15 protein-coding genes are annotated in these 15,876 nt (G+C 72.6%); 7 read left to right on the plus strand and 8 right to left on the minus strand.

All coding sequences use genetic code 11. The features are described 5' to 3' along the window. The first annotated feature begins 184 nt into the window (after positions 1–184). Positions 185–1,024 (plus strand): hypothetical protein, encoded by an 840-nt coding sequence (locus ACFZAM_RS05620; RefSeq protein ID WP_391043011.1) that lies wholly within the window; start codon positions 185–187, stop codon positions 1,022–1,024. A gap of 115 nt (positions 1,025–1,139) precedes the next feature. Here ACFZAM_RS05620 and ACFZAM_RS05625 read toward each other — a convergent pair whose 3' ends face one another. From ACFZAM_RS05625 to ACFZAM_RS05635, 3 genes are all read right to left on the minus strand, one after another. Next, positions 1,140–2,180, minus strand: coding sequence for a rod shape-determining protein (locus tag ACFZAM_RS05625; protein ID WP_355336408.1), 1,041 nt, complete (start codon positions 2,178–2,180; stop codon positions 1,140–1,142). Beyond that, entirely contained in the window at positions 2,177–2,692 is a 516-nt protein-coding gene (locus ACFZAM_RS05630; protein ID WP_355336409.1) for a hypothetical protein, read from the minus strand. Before ACFZAM_RS05630 ends, ACFZAM_RS05625 begins: the two co-directional genes overlap by 4 nt. 227 nt (positions 2,693–2,919) lie before the next feature. Next, positions 2,920–3,147: a dodecin gene (locus tag ACFZAM_RS05635; RefSeq protein ID WP_355336410.1), complete on the minus strand. Its 228-nt coding sequence runs from the start codon at positions 3,145–3,147 to the stop codon at positions 2,920–2,922. Positions 3,148–3,290: 143 nt separating this feature from the next. Between ACFZAM_RS05635 and ACFZAM_RS05640 the strand changes: the two genes are divergently transcribed. After that, positions 3,291–4,415 (plus strand): SpoIIE family protein phosphatase, encoded by a 1,125-nt coding sequence (locus ACFZAM_RS05640; protein ID WP_391043015.1) that lies wholly within the window; start codon positions 3,291–3,293, stop codon positions 4,413–4,415. A 13-nt stretch (positions 4,416–4,428) separates the two neighbouring features. Here the strand turns inward: ACFZAM_RS05640 and ACFZAM_RS05645 are convergent, their stop codons facing one another. The 4 genes from ACFZAM_RS05645 to ACFZAM_RS05660 all read right to left on the minus strand — a co-directional run bounded on the left by ACFZAM_RS05645 (position 4,429) and on the right by ACFZAM_RS05660 (position 8,426). Further along, positions 4,429–5,829, minus strand: a complete 1,401-nt coding sequence (locus ACFZAM_RS05645) for a glutamate decarboxylase (RefSeq protein ID WP_355336412.1) — start codon at positions 5,827–5,829, stop codon at positions 4,429–4,431. Positions 5,830–5,963: 134 nt separating this feature from the next. After that, positions 5,964–6,488: a DUF664 domain-containing protein gene (locus ACFZAM_RS05650; protein ID WP_391043018.1), complete on the minus strand. Its 525-nt coding sequence runs from the start codon at positions 6,486–6,488 to the stop codon at positions 5,964–5,966. A 110-nt stretch (positions 6,489–6,598) separates the two neighbouring features. After that, the gene (locus tag ACFZAM_RS05655; protein WP_355336414.1) at positions 6,599–6,964 is read right to left on the minus strand and encodes a YbjQ family protein; all 366 of its coding nucleotides are present in this window, start codon (positions 6,962–6,964) and stop codon (positions 6,599–6,601) included. 55 nt (positions 6,965–7,019) lie between these two features. Further along, positions 7,020–8,426, minus strand: coding sequence for an ATP-binding cassette domain-containing protein (locus ACFZAM_RS05660; protein WP_391043022.1), 1,407 nt, complete (start codon positions 8,424–8,426; stop codon positions 7,020–7,022). 165 nt (positions 8,427–8,591) lie between these two features. Here ACFZAM_RS05660 and ACFZAM_RS05665 point away from each other — a divergent pair, with 165 nt between their 5' ends. Next, positions 8,592–9,326: a VTT domain-containing protein gene (locus ACFZAM_RS05665; protein WP_391043024.1), complete on the plus strand. Its 735-nt coding sequence runs from the start codon at positions 8,592–8,594 to the stop codon at positions 9,324–9,326. Positions 9,327–9,670: 344 nt separating this feature from the next. Then, a complete protein-coding gene (locus ACFZAM_RS05670; RefSeq protein WP_391043026.1) occupies positions 9,671–11,089 on the plus strand; it encodes a threonine/serine exporter family protein in 1,419 nt (472 codons plus the stop codon). A gap of 83 nt (positions 11,090–11,172) precedes the next feature. On the opposite strand, the gene ACFZAM_RS05675 is transcribed toward ACFZAM_RS05670, so the two are convergent. Then, positions 11,173–11,667 (minus strand): inorganic diphosphatase, encoded by a 495-nt coding sequence (locus ACFZAM_RS05675; protein ID WP_188283474.1) that lies wholly within the window; start codon positions 11,665–11,667, stop codon positions 11,173–11,175. 87 nt (positions 11,668–11,754) lie between these two features. Here ACFZAM_RS05675 and dacB point away from each other — a divergent pair, with 87 nt between their 5' ends. From dacB to tilS, 3 genes are all read left to right on the plus strand, one after another. Further along, positions 11,755–13,164 carry a D-alanyl-D-alanine carboxypeptidase/D-alanyl-D-alanine-endopeptidase gene (gene dacB, locus ACFZAM_RS05680; RefSeq protein WP_391043028.1) on the plus strand — a complete coding sequence of 470 codons (1,410 nt, stop codon included), beginning with the start codon at positions 11,755–11,757 and terminating at the stop codon, positions 13,162–13,164. Between the two features lie 372 nt (positions 13,165–13,536). Then, a complete protein-coding gene (locus tag ACFZAM_RS05685; RefSeq protein WP_355337274.1) occupies positions 13,537–14,706 on the plus strand; it encodes a zinc-dependent metalloprotease in 1,170 nt (389 codons plus the stop codon). A gap of 173 nt (positions 14,707–14,879) precedes the next feature. Beyond that, positions 14,880–15,875 carry a tRNA lysidine(34) synthetase TilS gene (gene tilS / locus ACFZAM_RS05690; RefSeq protein ID WP_355337277.1) on the plus strand — a complete coding sequence of 332 codons (996 nt, stop codon included), beginning with the start codon at positions 14,880–14,882 and terminating at the stop codon, positions 15,873–15,875. Position 15,876: the final 1 nt, after the last annotated feature.

Raw genomic sequence — 15,876 nt, forward strand, 5'->3', positions numbered from 1 at the left:
CGCGATCCCCGCCGACCACATTTCCGCCCCTGGCCACGCCGTGTTCACCTCCGGCGGCCGCGGCGGCGGGAGCCGCGAGGACCCGCGCCGGTCAGTGGCGAGCGGCGGGCCCGGCCGGTGCAACTGGCGGGAGGTCGGGGGGCGTCCTGGGGGGAGGGGGCGGGTGGGAACACCGGGGGGTGGCATGGGCCGACGGGTGCCGGACGGGGTGGCGGACTGGCTGCGGGGGAGGGACCCGGCGCCGGGCGGGCCGAGGACGACGGGGCCGAAACCGTGGCTGCGGGCCGACGTACCGGGAGCGTGTCCCGTACCGGACAGGGAGCGCGCCTGGACCGAGCGGTGGCTGCGGTGGTGCGCCGAGGAGTTCGGGCCCGCGACCGCGCACCGCGAGATCGCGCTGCCGGGCTTCGTCCCCGCGGACTTCAGCGGTACGCGGGAGCGGGTCGAGCCGCTGGTGCGGCGGATCGGCGCGGTGATGGGCGCGGACGTCTCCGGCGTCCGTGTGCTGCTGGTGGACTCCCCGGAGCGGGTCCCGGGCAAGAGGCACCGGGTCGGTGAGTACCGCAAGGTGCTCGGCTGGGCGGTGATCGAACTGGACCGCGGTGTGGCCGCGCGGCCCGACGCGTTCGCGGGGCTCGTCGCCCACGAGCTGGCGCACGCCCGGCTGGTCGGCGAGCGGCGGGTGGCCGGGCTGGGCATCTCCCGCGCGCAGGAGGAGCGCCTCACCGACCTGGTGACCGTCCACCTCGGCATGGGCGTCCTGACGGCCAACGCCGCGGACGACTACGTGAAGGCGGCCGGGTACTCGGTGGTGCCGGTCGGCGATCTCACCGACCGGATGCTCACCGGCCGCGGGGACGAGCCCTGGTACCGGATGGGGTACCTGAGCCCGGCGGAGTACGGCTACGCCCTCGCCTGCTGGAGCACGGCGCGCGGCGAGACCGACCCGCCCTGGGCCCGGCAGCTGAGGGCGAGCGTGCGGGACGCCTTCGTACGGGGCCTGGCGTACCGGGCCGCGCGCTGAAGGCGCGTCCTGGGAGGGCACCCGCCGTGGGGGGAGGGTGCCCTCGGACCGCCCTGGGCGTAGGGACCCGGAGGGTTGTCGACGCGGGTGACGGGGGGGCTGGTGGTCAATACGCCTAGACCGTCAGGGGGTCGAGGACCATGGGGCGGACCCGGCCCTCGATCATGGCGCCGAGGCCCTGGACGGCGACGGTGTCGGGGCGGGGGGCGATGTGGACGGGCATGCCGGTGGCCTGGCCGAGCATGAGGTCGAGGCCGGGCATGAGGGCGCTGCCGCCGGCCAGCATGATGCCCCGGTCGGCGAGATCGGCGACCAGGTCGGGCGGGCAGGCGCGCAGCACGGTGGTGATGGCGTCGAGCACGGAGGTGAGCGGGGTGCGCATCGCGTGGCGCACGCCCTCGGTCTCGACGAGGACGGAGCGGGCGAGGCCGCTGACGACGTCGCGGCCGTGGACCTCGGTGGTGACCGTCCCGCCGGTGCCGGGGGAGCCGAGCATCTGGTGCAGCGGCCGTACCGACTGGCTGGGCAGCATCAACTCGTGGTGGTTGCGCAGGTGCTGGACGACCGCGCGGTCGATGGCGTCACCGCCGACCGGCACCGTCTCCGCGGCCACGATGGACCCCAGCGACAGGACGGCGACCTGCGTCGTACCGGCGCCGCACACCACGATCATCGTGGCCTCGGGGTGCTCGACGGGCAGCCCGCAGCCGACCGCAGCGGCGATCAGCGTGTCCACCAGCTCGACCTTGCGCGCGCCGAGCCCGTACAGCGTCTCGATGGCCGCGCGCCGCGCGATCGGCTCGCTGCCGTGCGGCATGCACACCGCGGCGCGCAGCACCGGCATGCGCCGCCACCGCTTGCCGAGCTTGTCGCCGAGCACGTGCTTGAGCATGCGCCGCGCCATCTCGATGTCGACGACCGCGCCGCCCGCGACCGGCCTGGCCACCCGGATGTGCCCGGGGGTGCGCCCGGCCATCTGCTCGGCGCGCTCGCCGACCGCGATCAGCGCGCCGGTGCGTACGTCGACCGCGGCCACGCTCGGCTCGTCGGCGACGACGCCGACGTTGCGGACGTAGACGCGGGTACGGGCGGCGCCGATGTCGACGGCGACGGTGCAGCGGCGGAGCTGTTCCAGTGTGGGGCTCGTGTACGTCACAGCCGGCCCCCGGCGCCCGGGGCGGAGGTGCCGTGCCGCCCGCCGTGCGAGCCGCCGTGCGACCCGTGACCGTGCCCGGCCGGTTCGTACGTGGCCAGCGCCCAGATGATGAAGACGTCGATGGCGATCATGACCACGGCCCAGACCGGCTGGTACGGCAGGAACATGAAGTTCGCCACCAGGTTGAGCCCGGCGATCAGGATGCCGCCCCAGCGCGCCCAGGCGGAACCGGCCAGCAGGCCGAAGCCGACGAGGACGGCGACCACGCCGAGCGCCAGGTGGATCCAGCCCCAGGACGTGACGTCGAACTTGTAGACGTAGTCCCGCGTGGAGACGTACACCGAGTTCTTCCTGATGCCGACGATCCCCTCCAGGATCGCCAGCGCGCCGCCGAACACCAGCATCATCCCGGCGAAGACGGTGCCACCGGCGGCCCACGCGGACTCGCGGGGCGTGGGCGGCGGGGGTGTGTACCCCGGCGGGGGCGGCGGGGTGGGCGTCTCCTGGCTCATACGGGCTCCCGAGAGTGCGTCAGCGTCCACGGCGGGGGCCGAATCCGGCTATGACCCGCCTTAATGACAAAAGGATCTGACGCCCTGTCGGATACGGCGACCGGTGATACGCCGAACGGGGGTGCGGCCGCGCCGAGCGGGTGACACCGTACGGCCGTCCGGGGCGGTGCCGCAGCGCCCGTCGCGGGCCCGGCGCCCCTGACGGGGCGCACCCCGTGCGGCGGGCGCTACCCGGCGGAGCCGTCCGTGTCCTCCAGACGGAACCCCACCTTCAGCCCCACCTGGTAGTGCTCGACCTCGCCGTCCACGATGTGCCCGCGGACCTCGGTGATCTGGAACCAGTCGAGACCGCGCAGCGTTTGCGCGGCCCGCTTGACGCCGTTCCTGACGGCGGCGTCCACGCCTTCGTGCGAGGTGCCGACGATCTCGGTGACCCGATAGGTGTGCTCGGCCATGACGGACCTTTCCTTCGGAGGTCCCTCCACCGTGCCGCAGACGGGCGCGGCCCGCATCACCGCGGGACGCATCCGTCCCGTTCCGTCCCGGACGGCTCCGCCGGGGCATCCCCTTCACCCCGAATCGGGCATATTATCCTCAAGTGGACGATGTGCGGACTGTGACCCCTTGGCCCACCGCCATGATGCGCTGGGTCCCGGCCGCCATGATCGTCGGCGGACTGGTCTTCGACCTCGTCACGCCCAATCCCTACACCGGCGACACAATGCTGGCCGGAGCCTGCGTACTGGCCGGCGCGATCCAGTCCGCCCGCATCGCGGTCCTCACCTGTCTGGCGTCGCTGGTGGGCGTCTTCGTGCTCACCGTCCACGGCGGCATCATCCGCGAGGGCGTCGGCGTGGCCGAGATCCTGAACGTGGTGCTCTCCGCCGTCATCGGCCTCGCCGTCAACCGGGCGCTGACCCGTTCGGGGCGGCGGCTCGCCACCGTGCGGGACGTCGCCGAGTCGGCCCAGCGCGCCCTGCTGCCCGACCCGCCGCCCCGGATCGGCCCGCTGGCCATAGCCGCCCGGTACGAGGCCGCCCAGAGCGGGGCGCGGATCGGCGGTGATGTCTACGCGGCCGAGCAGACCCGCTACGGCGTACGGCTGCTGATCGGGGACGTGCGCGGCAAGGGGATGGGCGCGGTCGCCAGCGTCGCGGTGCTGCTCGGCGCCTTCCGCGAGGCGGCCGACGAGGAACCCGACCTGCCGGGCCTCGCGCGGCGCCTGGACCGGGCGCTGGACCGGGACCGGGAACGGCGCGGCGGCGGCAGCGGCGAGGAGTACCTGGAGGGCTTCACCACCGGGCTGCTGGCCGAATTCGTCCACCGCCCCGAGGACCCCGAGGAGGTGTGCGACACCCTGCGGCTGCTCAACCGCGGCCACCCGCCGCCGTACCTGCTCGACGGCGGCACCGTACGTACCCTCGAAGCCGCCGCCCCCGACGTGCCGTTCGGCATGAGCGACCTCGGCGGAGTCCGCACGGTGCCCGAAGAGCTGGCCTTCCCGCCGGGCGCCACACTGCTGCTGGTCACCGACGGCGTGACCGAGACCCGCGACCGCGAAGGCGTCTTCTACGACCCCGAGATCCGGCTCTCCGGCCTCGGCCCGGTGACCGGCCCGCAGCACGCCATCGACGTCCTGCTGCGGGACCTGGTCACCTGGACCGGCGGCGCGCCCGTCGCCGACGACCGCGCGGTGCTGGCGGTGAGCCTCAGCCAGCCGTGAGACCCCCGGACAGCTAGTGGTGGAAGGCGGTCGCCACGTTCTCCGGGCGGTTCAGCGGGTGCGGCTGGCGGCGCAGCTCCGGCAGCAGGCGGCCCAGGTCCTCCATCAGCAGGTCCGCCAGGTCCTCGGAGAAGCCGTTGCGGCAGACGATGCGCAGCACCGCGAGATCGGTGCGGTCGGCCGGATAGGTGTACGCCGGGACCAGCCAGCCGCGTTCGCGCAGCCGCCGCGACACGTCGAAGACGTCGTAGTTCTCCACCCCCGGCGCGGTGGTGAAGGCGAAGACCGGCAACTGGTCACCCGCGCTGACCAGCGTGAAGTCCTCCAGCTTCGCGATCCGCGCCGCCAGCGACATCGCCACGTCCCGGCTGGCCTGCTGCACCGCGCGGTAGCCGTCCCAGCCCAGCCGCAGGAAGGAGTAGTACTGCGCCACGACCTGCGCGCCCGGCCGCGAGAAGTTCAGCGCGAAGGTCGGCATGTCACCGCCGAGGTAGTTCACCCGGAAGACCAGCTCCTCCGGCAGCGCCTCCGTGTCCCGCCACAGGGCCCAGCCCACGCCCGGGTACACCAGGCCGTACTTGTGGCCCGAGGTGTTGATCGACGCCACCCGCGGCAGCCGGAAGTCCCACACCAGGTCCTCGTCGAGGAACGGCGCGATCATGGCGCCGGACGCGCCGTCGACATGCACCGGGATGTGCGTACCGGTCCGCTCCTCGTACGCGTCCAGCGCCGCGCAGATCTCCGCGACCGGCTCGTACGACCCGTCGAAGGTCGAGCCCAGCACGGCCACCACACCGATGGTGTTCTCGTCGCACAGGGCGAGCGCCGACTCCGCGTCCAGGTGCAGCCGGTCGCCCTCCATCGGCGCCAGCCGCGCCTCGACCTCCCAGAAGGCGCAGAACTTCTCCCAGCACACCTGCACGTTCGCGCCCATCACCAGATTGGGCCGCGCGGTCGCCGGATAGCCGGGCGTGCGCCGCATCCAGCGGCGCTTGAGCGCCATCCCCGCGAGCATGCACGCCTCGGACGAGCCGGTGGTCGAACAGCCCACCACCGAGCTGGGGTCCGGCGCGTTCCACAGGTCGGCGAGGATCGCCACGCAGCGGCGCTCCAGCTCCGCCGTACGCGGGTACTCGTCCTTGTCGATCATGTTCTTGTCGGCGCACTCCGCCATCAGCACACTGGCCTGCGGCTCCATCCACGTCGTGACGAACGTCGCCAGATTCAGCCGCGAATTGCCGTCCAGCATCAGCTCGTCGTGCACGATCTGGTACGCGGTGTGCGGCGGCATGGGTCCGTCCGCCAGCTTGTGCTTGGGCGGAGCCGTCATCCGGCCGTCGACCGGGTCCGCCTCACCGAAGAACGGGTTGACGGCGATGTTGCGGGCGGAGTCCGTGCCTTTGTGCAGTGACATGTCAGCCTTCCGTGGCGAGCCCGGCAGCGCGTGCGCGGGCGTCTTTCCCGACCCGCCCAGCCTGCACCCGCCCGCCGCCCCGCGCCCGCTCCCGCCCCGGAACTTCCCCCAGGAGACTGGGCCGGGCGTCCGGCTCAGGACTCGGTGAGCACGAGCCACTTCCTGCCGTCGATCAGCTCACGGACGGCGTCCAGGTGACCCGCGTGGCAGGCCGTCTCCACCGTGACGTGCAGGATCGCCTCGCGCAGGTCCCGAATGCCGCCGTCGGGCCCGAAGAGTTCGGTCGGCCACCAGGCCGGGGCGGCGCTCGGCGCCGTCGAGGTGATCACGGCGTCCGCGAGCGCCGTCTCCTGGCGGTAGAGGTCGAGCACGCCCTTGGCCGAAACCTCCGGGCCCACCTTCCAGGCGTCGTCGGGGCCGGTCAGCGCCGCGTCGATCACGGCCTTCTCCCCGGCCACCACCCCGCGGAACCAGAAGCGCTCCACGTCCAGCGCGAGGTGCCGCACCAGCCCCGCGCAGCTCCACCCCGACGGCAGCACCGGCCGGTGCAGCGCCTCCTCGTCCAGCCCCTCCAGAATCCCCAGCACGTGACGCCGCTGGGCGTCCAGGTACGACAGCAGCATCGTGGTCTCGGGGTCCGGGGACGAGGTGTCCTGCATGGCATCCTCCTTGAGGTCGGCGACGCCCAGCATTCCACCGGGGTACGACAAGACCCCGGACCGGGCGCCGCCCCTCAGGTGACCCGGACCTCATGCGCCCCGCGCGGCGGCTACTCGCGGGCGAGGACCACGGCGGTGCCGTACGCGCAGACCTCGGTGCCGAGGTCCGCGGCGTCGGTGACGTCGAAGCGCATCATGAGGACGGCGTTGGCGCCGCGCGCCTTGGCCTGTTCGACGAGGCGCTCCATGGCCTGGTTACGGGTCTGCACCAGCGTCTTCGTCAGGCCCTTGAGTTCGCCGCCGATCATGGACTTCAGCCCGGCGCCGATCTGACTGCCCAGGTGCCGCGAGCGGACGGTGAGGCCGAAGACCTCACCGATGACCCGCTCGACCCGGAAGCCGGGCACGTCGTTCGTCGTGACGACAATGATCTCGGCGCCCTGCTCCTGGCCGCCGCCGTACTCTTCGATTCCCATATCGGCAGCCTGCCCCGCACCTCCCCGCTCCGCACCCGCGAATACGCCGACGCGGCTATTCCAGGCGGGGGGCCTGGACCGGGGCGGGACAGATGCGCTGGCCCTCGTGGTCGAAGACGTACAGGTGGGCGAGGTCCACCAGCAGGGGCACGCGGTCACCGCGGCGGACGCGGATGTCGGGGCCGGTGCGGACCACGAGGTCGCCGGTCTGGGTCTCGGGCGCGCCCAGGGGGCGGTCCATCACCGTCACCGGAGCGCGGCCGGGCGCGTGGTTCGGCCGCGGCGGGACGCCGCCGCCGTTGGAGCCGCCGTCCCGCGCCGGCACCGACGCCTGGATGCGCCGCGCGGCCTTCTGCGCGAGCTTGCCGAGGCTGGTGCCCGAGCCGTTCGCCGCGCGCCGGGTGCCCGAGCGGGACGGCGCCTGCGCGGGCCGCGGGGCCTCCAGTTCGGGGACGACGGCGGGCCGCGACCCGGTGTTGAGGTGCACCAGGGATTCGTGGCCCTGGTACTCCACGTGCTCGACGATCCCGCTCAGCACGACCTCGCCCGCGTGCGCCTGGCTCGGCTGCGCGATGCGGACGGCCTCCGAGCGCAGCCCGACGATGATGCGGCGCCCCTGCTGGATGCGGAGCATCTGGTGGTCGAGGCTGAGCGGTTCCGGCATGCCGAGCCGCTGGCGGCCGAAGTCGATCCACATGCCGCCGCCGAGCGGCGCCAGGACCGTCGCCTGGAGGAGATTGATCCGGGGCGTGCCGACGAAAGCGGCGACGAACACGTTCTCCGGCAGGTGATACGCCTCACGCGGCGTGCTGATCTGCTGGAGGACACCGCTGCGCATGATCGCGACGCGGTCGCCCAGCGACATGGCCTCGGCCTGGTCGTGCGTCACGTACACCGTCGTGACGCCCATGCCGTGGGTCAGCCGGGCGATCTCGGCGCGCAGGTGCGCGCGCAGCTTTGCGTCCAGGTTGGACAGCGGCTCGTCCATGAGGAAGACCGAGGGGTGCCGGGAGATCGCCCGGCCCATCGCGACCCGCTGCCGCTCGCCGCCGGAGAGCTGTCCGGGGTAGCGGTCCAGGATCTCCTCGATGCCGAGGATGCGGGCGGTCTCGTCGACCCGGGGCCCGTGCTCCTCACCGGGCATCTCGAAGCGCAGCGGGAAGCCGATGTTCTCCCGGCTGGTCATGCTGGGGTACAGCGCGAAGTTCTGGAACACCATCGCCATCCGGCGGTCGCCGGGTGCGAGGTCGTTGGAGTACTCCCCGTCGAGCAGCAACTCGCCGGTGGTGATGTCCTCCAGACCCGCGATCATGCGCAGGACCGTGGACTTGCCGCAGCCGGACGGGCCGAGCAGCACCAGGAACTCTCCGGGTGCGATGTCGAGCGAGAACCGGTCCACAGCAGGCGACGGCTGCTTCGGGTAGTACTTGGAAACTTCGTGCAGTGCGATGGCGCGAGTCATAACGGGAGCCGCCAGGTGGTCGGACGCGGTGACGGGGCACGTGGGGGGAGAGATGCCAGACTTGCGAAACTTAGGGTGGTGCGTGGATGACGCTGCGGAGAAGGTAGTGCACCAACCGCAGGTTGCGGAACGTTTGTATCAACACTGGATTGATAGTTTTGGTCCGTGACGACCATCGCGCTCGGCCCGAGCTGGCTCGACCCGGACCATCTGATCAACACGTACGGCCTGTGGGGCGTACTGCTGATCGTGTTCGCCGAGTCCGGGCTCCTCATCGGTTTCTTCCTGCCCGGAGACTCACTGCTGTTCACGACCGGTCTGCTGGTGGCGACCGGCACGCTGCACCAGCCGCTCGCGCTGGTGGCCGCGCTGATCGCGGTGGCGGCGGTGCTCGGCGAACAGGCGGGATATCTGTTCGGCCGCAAGGTCGGACCCTCGCTGTTCCGCAGGCCCGACTCACGCTTGTTCAAGATGGAGAATATCGAGAAGGCACATGCCTTTTTCGAGCGCCACGGACCCAAGGCGATCGTGATGGCCTGCTTCGTGCCCATCGTACGAACGTTCACCCCAATCGTCGCAGGCGTCAGCCGAATGAACTACCGCACCTTTGTCACCTTCAACCTCATCGGCGCGACACTGTGGGGTGCGGGTGTCACCGTACTCGGATACTGGCTCGGCCAGATCGAATTCGTGCACAAGAACATCGAAGCGATGCTCGTCCTGGTCGTGCTGCTCTCGGTGGTGCCGATCGGCATCGAATACCTGCGGTCGCGCGGCAAGGCGAAAAAGGAGGCCGTGATTCCGGGTACGGGAGCCGGTGCGGGCCCGGCGGCGGGTGGCCCCGAGCCGGTTCCGGCCGCGCCGCGCACCCCCGGCCGGCACCGCGCGCAAAAGCGCTGACCTGCGGGAACCGACGCCGTAACGGGGGAACGGGGGCGTCGGCGGGATTCCCGTGATTCACAGGATTCACAGAAACGCGGATTGCGGAAAGGAGAGCACGACCGGTGTCCGACGACGGAAAACCTGAGTCGGACGAGGTCCGCTCCGAATTCACACCCCCCACAGGCACCACATTCCCCCCGGTCGTCACGGGCAGCGCATTCGCCCCGCCCGGCGGAACGGCGGGAACAGCGGGAACAGCGGGAACGCCCGGAGCAACAGGAGCACCGGGAACAGCCGGAGCTTCCGGAACAACGGGTACGACGGGCCCGACAAGCCTCACCAGCACCACCGGGAGCATTCCGATGGTCGTCCTGCCGCCCACCGACGCGCGGTGGCAGGACCGGATGCGGGCCATGGTCCGCATCCCCGTCACCGAGCGCCCCGCACCCGAGACCCCCGCGGACCGCCAGGAAACCGCGCACCTGGTCCCCGTACCGCGCGTCCTCGACCTGACCCTGCGCATCGGCGAACTGCTGCTCGCGGGCGGCGAGGGCGCCGAGGACGTCGAGGCGGCGATGCTCGGCGTCAGCTACGCGTACGGACTGGCCCGCGTCGAGCCGAACGTCACCTTCACGCTGCTGGGCATCTCCTTCCAGCCCTCGCTCACCGACCCGCCGCTGACCATGAGCCGCACGGTGCGCCGCCGCGGCACCGACTACACCCGGCTCGCCGCGGTCTTCCAGCTCGTCGAGGAGATCACCGCGCACGAGGCGACGCTGGAGGACGCGTACCGCCGGCTCGCCGAGATCCGCCGCAACCGGCACCCGTACAGCTCCTGGGCGCTCACCGGCGCCGCCGGGCTGCTCGCGGGCGCGGCCAGCGTCCTGGTCGGCGGCGGCCCGGTCATCTTCGCCGCCGCCGCGCTGGCCGCGATGCTCGGCGACCGGCTCGCGTGGCTGCTCGCCGGGCGCGGGCTGCCGGAGTTCTACCAGTTCGCGGCGGCGGCGATGCCCGCCGCCGCGATGGGCGTCCTCATCGACCGGTACGCGCACTGGATCCCCGGCGCCAACGGCGTCCAGGCGTCGGCGGTGATCACCGGCGGCCTCTTCGCGCTGCTGCCGGGCCGCGCGCTGGTCGCCGCCGTCCAGGACGGCCTCACCGGCTTCTACATCACCGCCTCCGCCCGGCTGCTGGAGGTGATGTACCTCGTCGTCGGCATCGTCATCGGCGTCACCGTCATCCTCTACGCGGGCTTCACCACCCTCGGCGCCGACCTCAACCCCGACCAGGCGCTGCGCGCGTACGACCACCCGTGGGTGCAGCTGCTGGCCGCGATGGTGCTGACCCTCGCCTTCGCGGTGCTGCTCCAGTGCGAGCGCGGCGTCCTGCCGCTGGTCACCCTCAACGGCGGCATCGCCTGGACGGTCTACGGCGTCCTGCACCAGCAGGCGGGCGGCAACCAGGTCGCGGCCACCGCCGCCGCGGCCGGACTCGTCGGCCTCTTCGGCCAGTTGATGGCCCGCTACCGGTACGTGTCCGTGCTGCCGTACGTCACCGCCGCCATCGGCCCGCTGCTGCCCGGATCCGCCACGTACTTCGGGCTGCTCGCCCTCACCAACAACCACTCCGACCAGGCGTTCACCCTGCTCACCCGGGCCGCCGCCCTCGCCCTGGCCATCGCCATCGGCGTCAACCTCGGCGGCGAGCTGGCCCGCCTGGTCCTCAAGCCGCCGGGCCCCGCCGCCCCGCGCGGCGCGGCCAAACGCACCCGCGGCTTCTGACCCCGCTCGGGCACGGAAACGCCGGGCGGCCGACACGTCGCTGATGACGTGTCGGCCGCCCGGCGTTCAGGTGCGGCGGGGCTTCAGTGGCCCGGGCCCTGCTCCTTCAGACGGCGGAAGGACTCCTCGATCTCCGTCTCGGCCTCGGTGCGGCCGACCCAGTTGGCGCCCTCGACGGACTTGCCGGGCTCGAGGTCCTTGTAGACCTCGAAGAAGTGCTGGATCTCCAGCCGGTCGAACTCGCTGACGTGGTGAATGTCACGCAGGTGCTCCACGCGCGGGTCCGACGCGGGCACGCACAGCACCTTGTCGTCGCCGCCGGCCTCGTCCGTCATGCGGAACATGCCGATCGCCCGGCACGTGATGAGGCAGCCGGGGAAGGTCGGCTCGTCCAGGATGACCAGCGCGTCCAGCGGGTCGCCGTCCTGGCCGAGGGTGTTCTCGATGAAGCCGTAGTCGGCCGGGTAACTGGTCGAGGTGAAGAGCCTGCGGTCCAGGCGGATACGACCGGTCTCGTGGTCCACCTCGTACTTGTTCCGCGAACCCTTCGGGATCTCGATCGTGACGTCGAACTCCAAGGCCCTACTCCTCCATGATCAGCGCATACTGCGGGTGATTAAGTGTCTCCCACGCATGTGGGTGGTCGCGAAAGGGGCTGGTCGGGGGTGCCGCACGGCAAGACGTGGCAGGTCGTGGCGGGGTCGGCCGCGATAGGTCTGGCGGTGGCGGCCGGGGCGGTGGCCGCGGCAGGCCCGTGGGACGCAGGCCAGCGTACGGCCGAGCGCGAGCACGCGGCCGGCCGGGACCACGTCGTGGCCTCGGGACCGCGCACCGCCGCGCCCACGCCCCGGATCACCCCGCCCGCGCCGTCCGCCGCCCCCGTACTGGCCCCGGTACCCGCCGCCGCGCCCGGTACGGGCAAGGGCTCGTCCGCCGGTACGCCGCCGGACCCGGCCGCCCTCAAGTCCCTCCTCGACCCGCTGATGAACGCCGACGGGCTCGGCACCGTACGCACCGGGACCGTCATCGACGTGGCCACCGGGACCGTCGTGTACGACCACCGGGCCGGTACGCCGTCCACCCCCGCCTCCACCACCAAGCTCGCCACCGCGACGGCCGCGCTCGGCACGCTCGGGCCCGGCCGCCGCCTCACCACGACCGTGGTGGTCACCGCGGCCGGCCGGGTCGTCCTGGTCGGCGGCGGCGACCCGACCCTCGAACTCGGCGGGCTCGCCGACGACACCGCCGCCGCGCTCAAGGCGCGCGGCACCACGTCCGTACGGCTCGGCTACGACACGTCCCTGTTCAGCGGCACCGCGCTCCACCCCATCGGGCCCAACGAGAACCTCGCGCCGGTCACCGCGCTCATGGTCCGCGAGGGGCGGCTCGACCACAGTTCGAGCGGGCCCGCGCAACGCGCCGACGATCCGGCCGAGTCGGCCGCCGACGCCTTCGCGGACCTGCTGCGGGACCGGGGGATCAGGGTCAAGGGCGAGGCGGCGCCCGCCGGCGGGCACGGGGGTACGCGGCTGGCGGCCCATCAGTCCGCGCCGCTGTCGGAGCTGGTGGAGCGGATGCTGACCGACAGCGACAACGACGTGGCCGAGGCGCTGGCCCGGCATGTGGCCCGCGCGCTCGGGCGGCCCGCCAGTTTCGCCGGGGCGGCGAGCGCCATTCCCGACGCCCTGCGGCGGCTCGGGGTGCCGCTCGCCGGCGCCGCCTTCCACGACGGGAGCGGACTCGACGGGGACGACGCGCTGTCGGCCACCACGCTGGCCCGGATTCTCGCGCTCGCGGCGAGTCCCGCGCATCCCGAGATGCGGTCGGTCCTGACCGGGCTGCCGGTCGCCGGTTTCACCGGCACGCTCGCCGACCGCTTCCGGGGCGGCGGGGGCGCCGGGGTGGTCCACGCCAAGACCGGGACGCTCACCGGGACCAACACGATCGCCGGCACCGCCGTGTCCCCCGCGGGGCGCCTCCTCGCCTTCGCGTTCCTCACCCACGGCACGGATTCGCCTGGCGGCGCGCAGAAAGCCCTCGACCACCTGGCCGCCGCCCTCACCACCCACCCCTAGCCCGCGTCCCCGATGTCCTCAATCGCCGGACGGGCTCGAAGAAACGGGGTTGGGGCACTGGCGGGAGTCCTCAATCGCCGAACGGGCTTGAAGAAGCGGGCGCGGGCCACGGGCTGGTGTCCTCAATCGCCGGACGGGCTGGATCGGTGTTTCTGGCGCGCCCGCCAGGCGCTGGCTTTGGCCTTGAACGACGTCTCCGGGTGGGGTGCCCCCCCCCGGCAGGGGGAAGGGCGGGTGGGTGGGGGGAACAGCCCCGCCGGCGTTTGAGGCGGCGTTAGCCGGAGGGGCTGAAGCCGTATTTCGGGGGGCGGCCGGAGGGGGAACCTGTTGGCGGGGGAGCCCAAAGGGGGAGCGGCAACGTACCGTGAAGGCATGACGAGCATCGGTGGAAGCGAGATGGTCGACTGGAACCTCGCCGTGGCGACCGCGCAGCGGTTGACGCGGCCGGGGCCTGAGGTGAGCCGGGACGAGGCTCGGGCCATCGTGGCGGAGCTGCGGGCGCACGCGCAGGAGTCGGAGGCGCACGTCAGGGAGTTCACCCGGATGTACGGGGACGCGGAGGTGCCACCGCACGGCACCCCGGTGCTCATCGTGGACCGGGCGGGCTGGGTGAAGGCCAACGTGGCCGGGTTCCGGGAGGTGATGAAGCCCCTGCTCGGGAAGATGCAGGCGCGCCGCCCCGGCGGCCCCGGCGGAGTCGTGCTCGGCACGGTCGGCGGCAAGGTGACCGGCGTCGAGGTCGGCATGCTGCTGAGCTTCCTGTCCTCGCGGGTGCTCGGCCAGTACGAGACCTTCGCGCCGCCGAGCCGCGACATGCCCGCGGGACCGGTCAAGCCGGGCCCCGGCGAGTCCCGCGCCGGTCGACTGCTGCTGGTCGCGCCGAACATCGTGCACGTCGAGCGCGAGCTGGACGTCGACCCGCACGACTTCCGCCTGTGGGTGTGCCTGCACGAGGAGACGCACCGCACCCAGTTCTCCGCGGTGCCGTGGCTGCGCGACCACATCGAGGGCGAGATCCAGGCGTTCCTCGGCGAGACCGAACTGGACGCCTCGACGGTGATCGAGCGGGTCAGGGAGGCCGTGCAGTCCTTCACCGGCTCCGGCGGCGGCAAGGAAGAAGACGCCGACAAGGACCGGGACGAGGACCGCAGCCTCGTCGACCTGGTGCAGACCCCCTCCCAGCGGGAGATCCTGGCCCGGCTGACCGCCGTGATGTCGCTGCTCGAAGGCCACGCGGACTTCGTGATGGACGGCGTGGGGCCCGAGGTCGTGGCGACCGTCGCCGAGATCCGGGAGAAGTTCAGCCAGCGCAGGGCCAGCGGCGCGGGCCGCCTGGACCAGGCGCTGCGCAAGCTCCTCGGCCTGGACGCCAAGCTCCGCCAGTACCGCGACGGCGAGCGCTTCGTCCGGGCGGTCGTCGACGAGGTCGGCATGGACGGCTTCAACCGGGTGTGGACCTCGCCCAACACGCTGCCCACCAAGGCGGAGATCGCCAAACCCGCCGAGTGGGTCGCGCGGGTGCACAGCCGTAGCGAATCGTGAGGGCGTAACCGCTCATGAAGGCCGTGTCCGCCCTCGGGTTCACCCGTCCGAGGGACCGTAGGCGCAGGGTAGCGCGTGCGATGCTCGGGTAAGCCCCGAGCTTCTGTCACCATCTGGATACCCTGCGTCACTTCGGCGCTTTCCTCATAGCCTCCTCAGGAGGGAAACCGGACATGGGACCCCACCCCACGGTCGCGGCGATACGCCTGGCGGTCCGCCGCGTCCTGCACGACGTCCTCACCGCGTCCACCGACCCGCACCCGTTGGTGCTCGCCGCGTGCAGCGGCGGAGCCGACTCCATGGCGCTGGCCGCCGCCCTCGCTTTCGAAGCACCCCGGCTCGGCGTGCGCGCCGGAGCCGTCACCGTCGACCACGGCCTCCAGGCGGGCTCCGCCGGCCGCGCCCAAGAGGTCGCCGGGCGGCTGCGCGGCCTCGGCCTCGACCCGGTCGACGCGATCGGCGTCACCGTCGGCCGCCAGGGCGGTCCCGAAGCCGCCGCCAGAGACGCCCGGTACGCGGCGCTCGACTCCGCCGCCGAATCGCACGGCGCCGCCGCCGTCCTGCTCGGCCACACACGTGACGACCAGGCAGAAACGGTGCTCCTGGGCCTCGCCCGCGGCTCCGGCACCCGCTCGCTGGCCGGAATGGCCGCGGTCTCCGGTACCGGCGGCCGGTACCGGCGCCCCTTCCTGCTGCTGGACCGCGACACCGTACGCAAGGGCTGTCTCGCCCAGGGCATCACCGTGTGGGAGGACCCGCACAACCACGACCCCGCGTACACCCGCTCCCGCGTCAGACACGAAGCCCTGCCCGTCCTGGAGAAGTCCCTCGGCAAAGGCGTCGTCGAGGCGCTGGCCCGCACCGCGCAGCTCTCCAGGGACGACGCCGACGCGCTGGACCAGTGGGCCGCGGACGCCGAGGCCGACGCGGCGGGCGACGACGGCAGCCTGGACGCGCTGCGGCTGCACGGCCTGCCCGCCGCCGTACGCCGCCGCGTCCTGCGCCGCGCCGCCATCGCCGCCGGCTCGCCCCCCGGCTTCCTCTTCGCCCGGCACATCGAGGAGGTCGACCGGCTGGTCACCGGCTGGCACGGACAGAAAGCCCTCAACCTGCCGGGCGGCGTCGCCGTTCTCAGGGCCAATGGCAGACTGGTGTTCTCGCCGTCGTAGA

This window comes from Streptomyces sp. NPDC008079 (genome assembly GCF_042957385.1).
In the GTDB taxonomy this organism is placed as follows: domain Bacteria; phylum Actinomycetota; class Actinomycetes; order Streptomycetales; family Streptomycetaceae; genus Actinacidiphila.

Coding starts and splice junctions, on each gene's coding strand:
- ACFZAM_RS05645 (WP_355336412.1), bottom strand. CDS start 5,829: ATGTCACTGCACAAAGGCACGGACTCCGCCCGCAACATCGCCGTCAAC.
- ACFZAM_RS05635 (WP_355336410.1), bottom strand. CDS start 3,147: ATGGCCGAGCACACCTATCGGGTCACCGAGATCGTCGGCACCTCGCAC.
- ACFZAM_RS05630 (WP_355336409.1), bottom strand. CDS start 2,692: ATGAGCCAGGAGACGCCCACCCCGCCGCCCCCGCCGGGGTACACACCC.
- ACFZAM_RS05670 (WP_391043026.1), top strand. CDS start 9,671: ATGGTCGTCCTGCCGCCCACCGACGCGCGGTGGCAGGACCGGATGCGG.
- ACFZAM_RS05620 (WP_391043011.1), top strand. CDS start 185: ATGGGCCGACGGGTGCCGGACGGGGTGGCGGACTGGCTGCGGGGGAGG.
- ACFZAM_RS05650 (WP_391043018.1), bottom strand. CDS start 6,488: ATGCAGGACACCTCGTCCCCGGACCCCGAGACCACGATGCTGCTGTCG.
- ACFZAM_RS05655 (WP_355336414.1), bottom strand. CDS start 6,964: ATGGGAATCGAAGAGTACGGCGGCGGCCAGGAGCAGGGCGCCGAGATC.
- tilS (WP_355337277.1), top strand. CDS start 14,880: ATGGGACCCCACCCCACGGTCGCGGCGATACGCCTGGCGGTCCGCCGC.
- ACFZAM_RS05660 (WP_391043022.1), bottom strand. CDS start 8,426: ATGACTCGCGCCATCGCACTGCACGAAGTTTCCAAGTACTACCCGAAG.
- ACFZAM_RS05685 (WP_355337274.1), top strand. CDS start 13,537: ATGACGAGCATCGGTGGAAGCGAGATGGTCGACTGGAACCTCGCCGTG.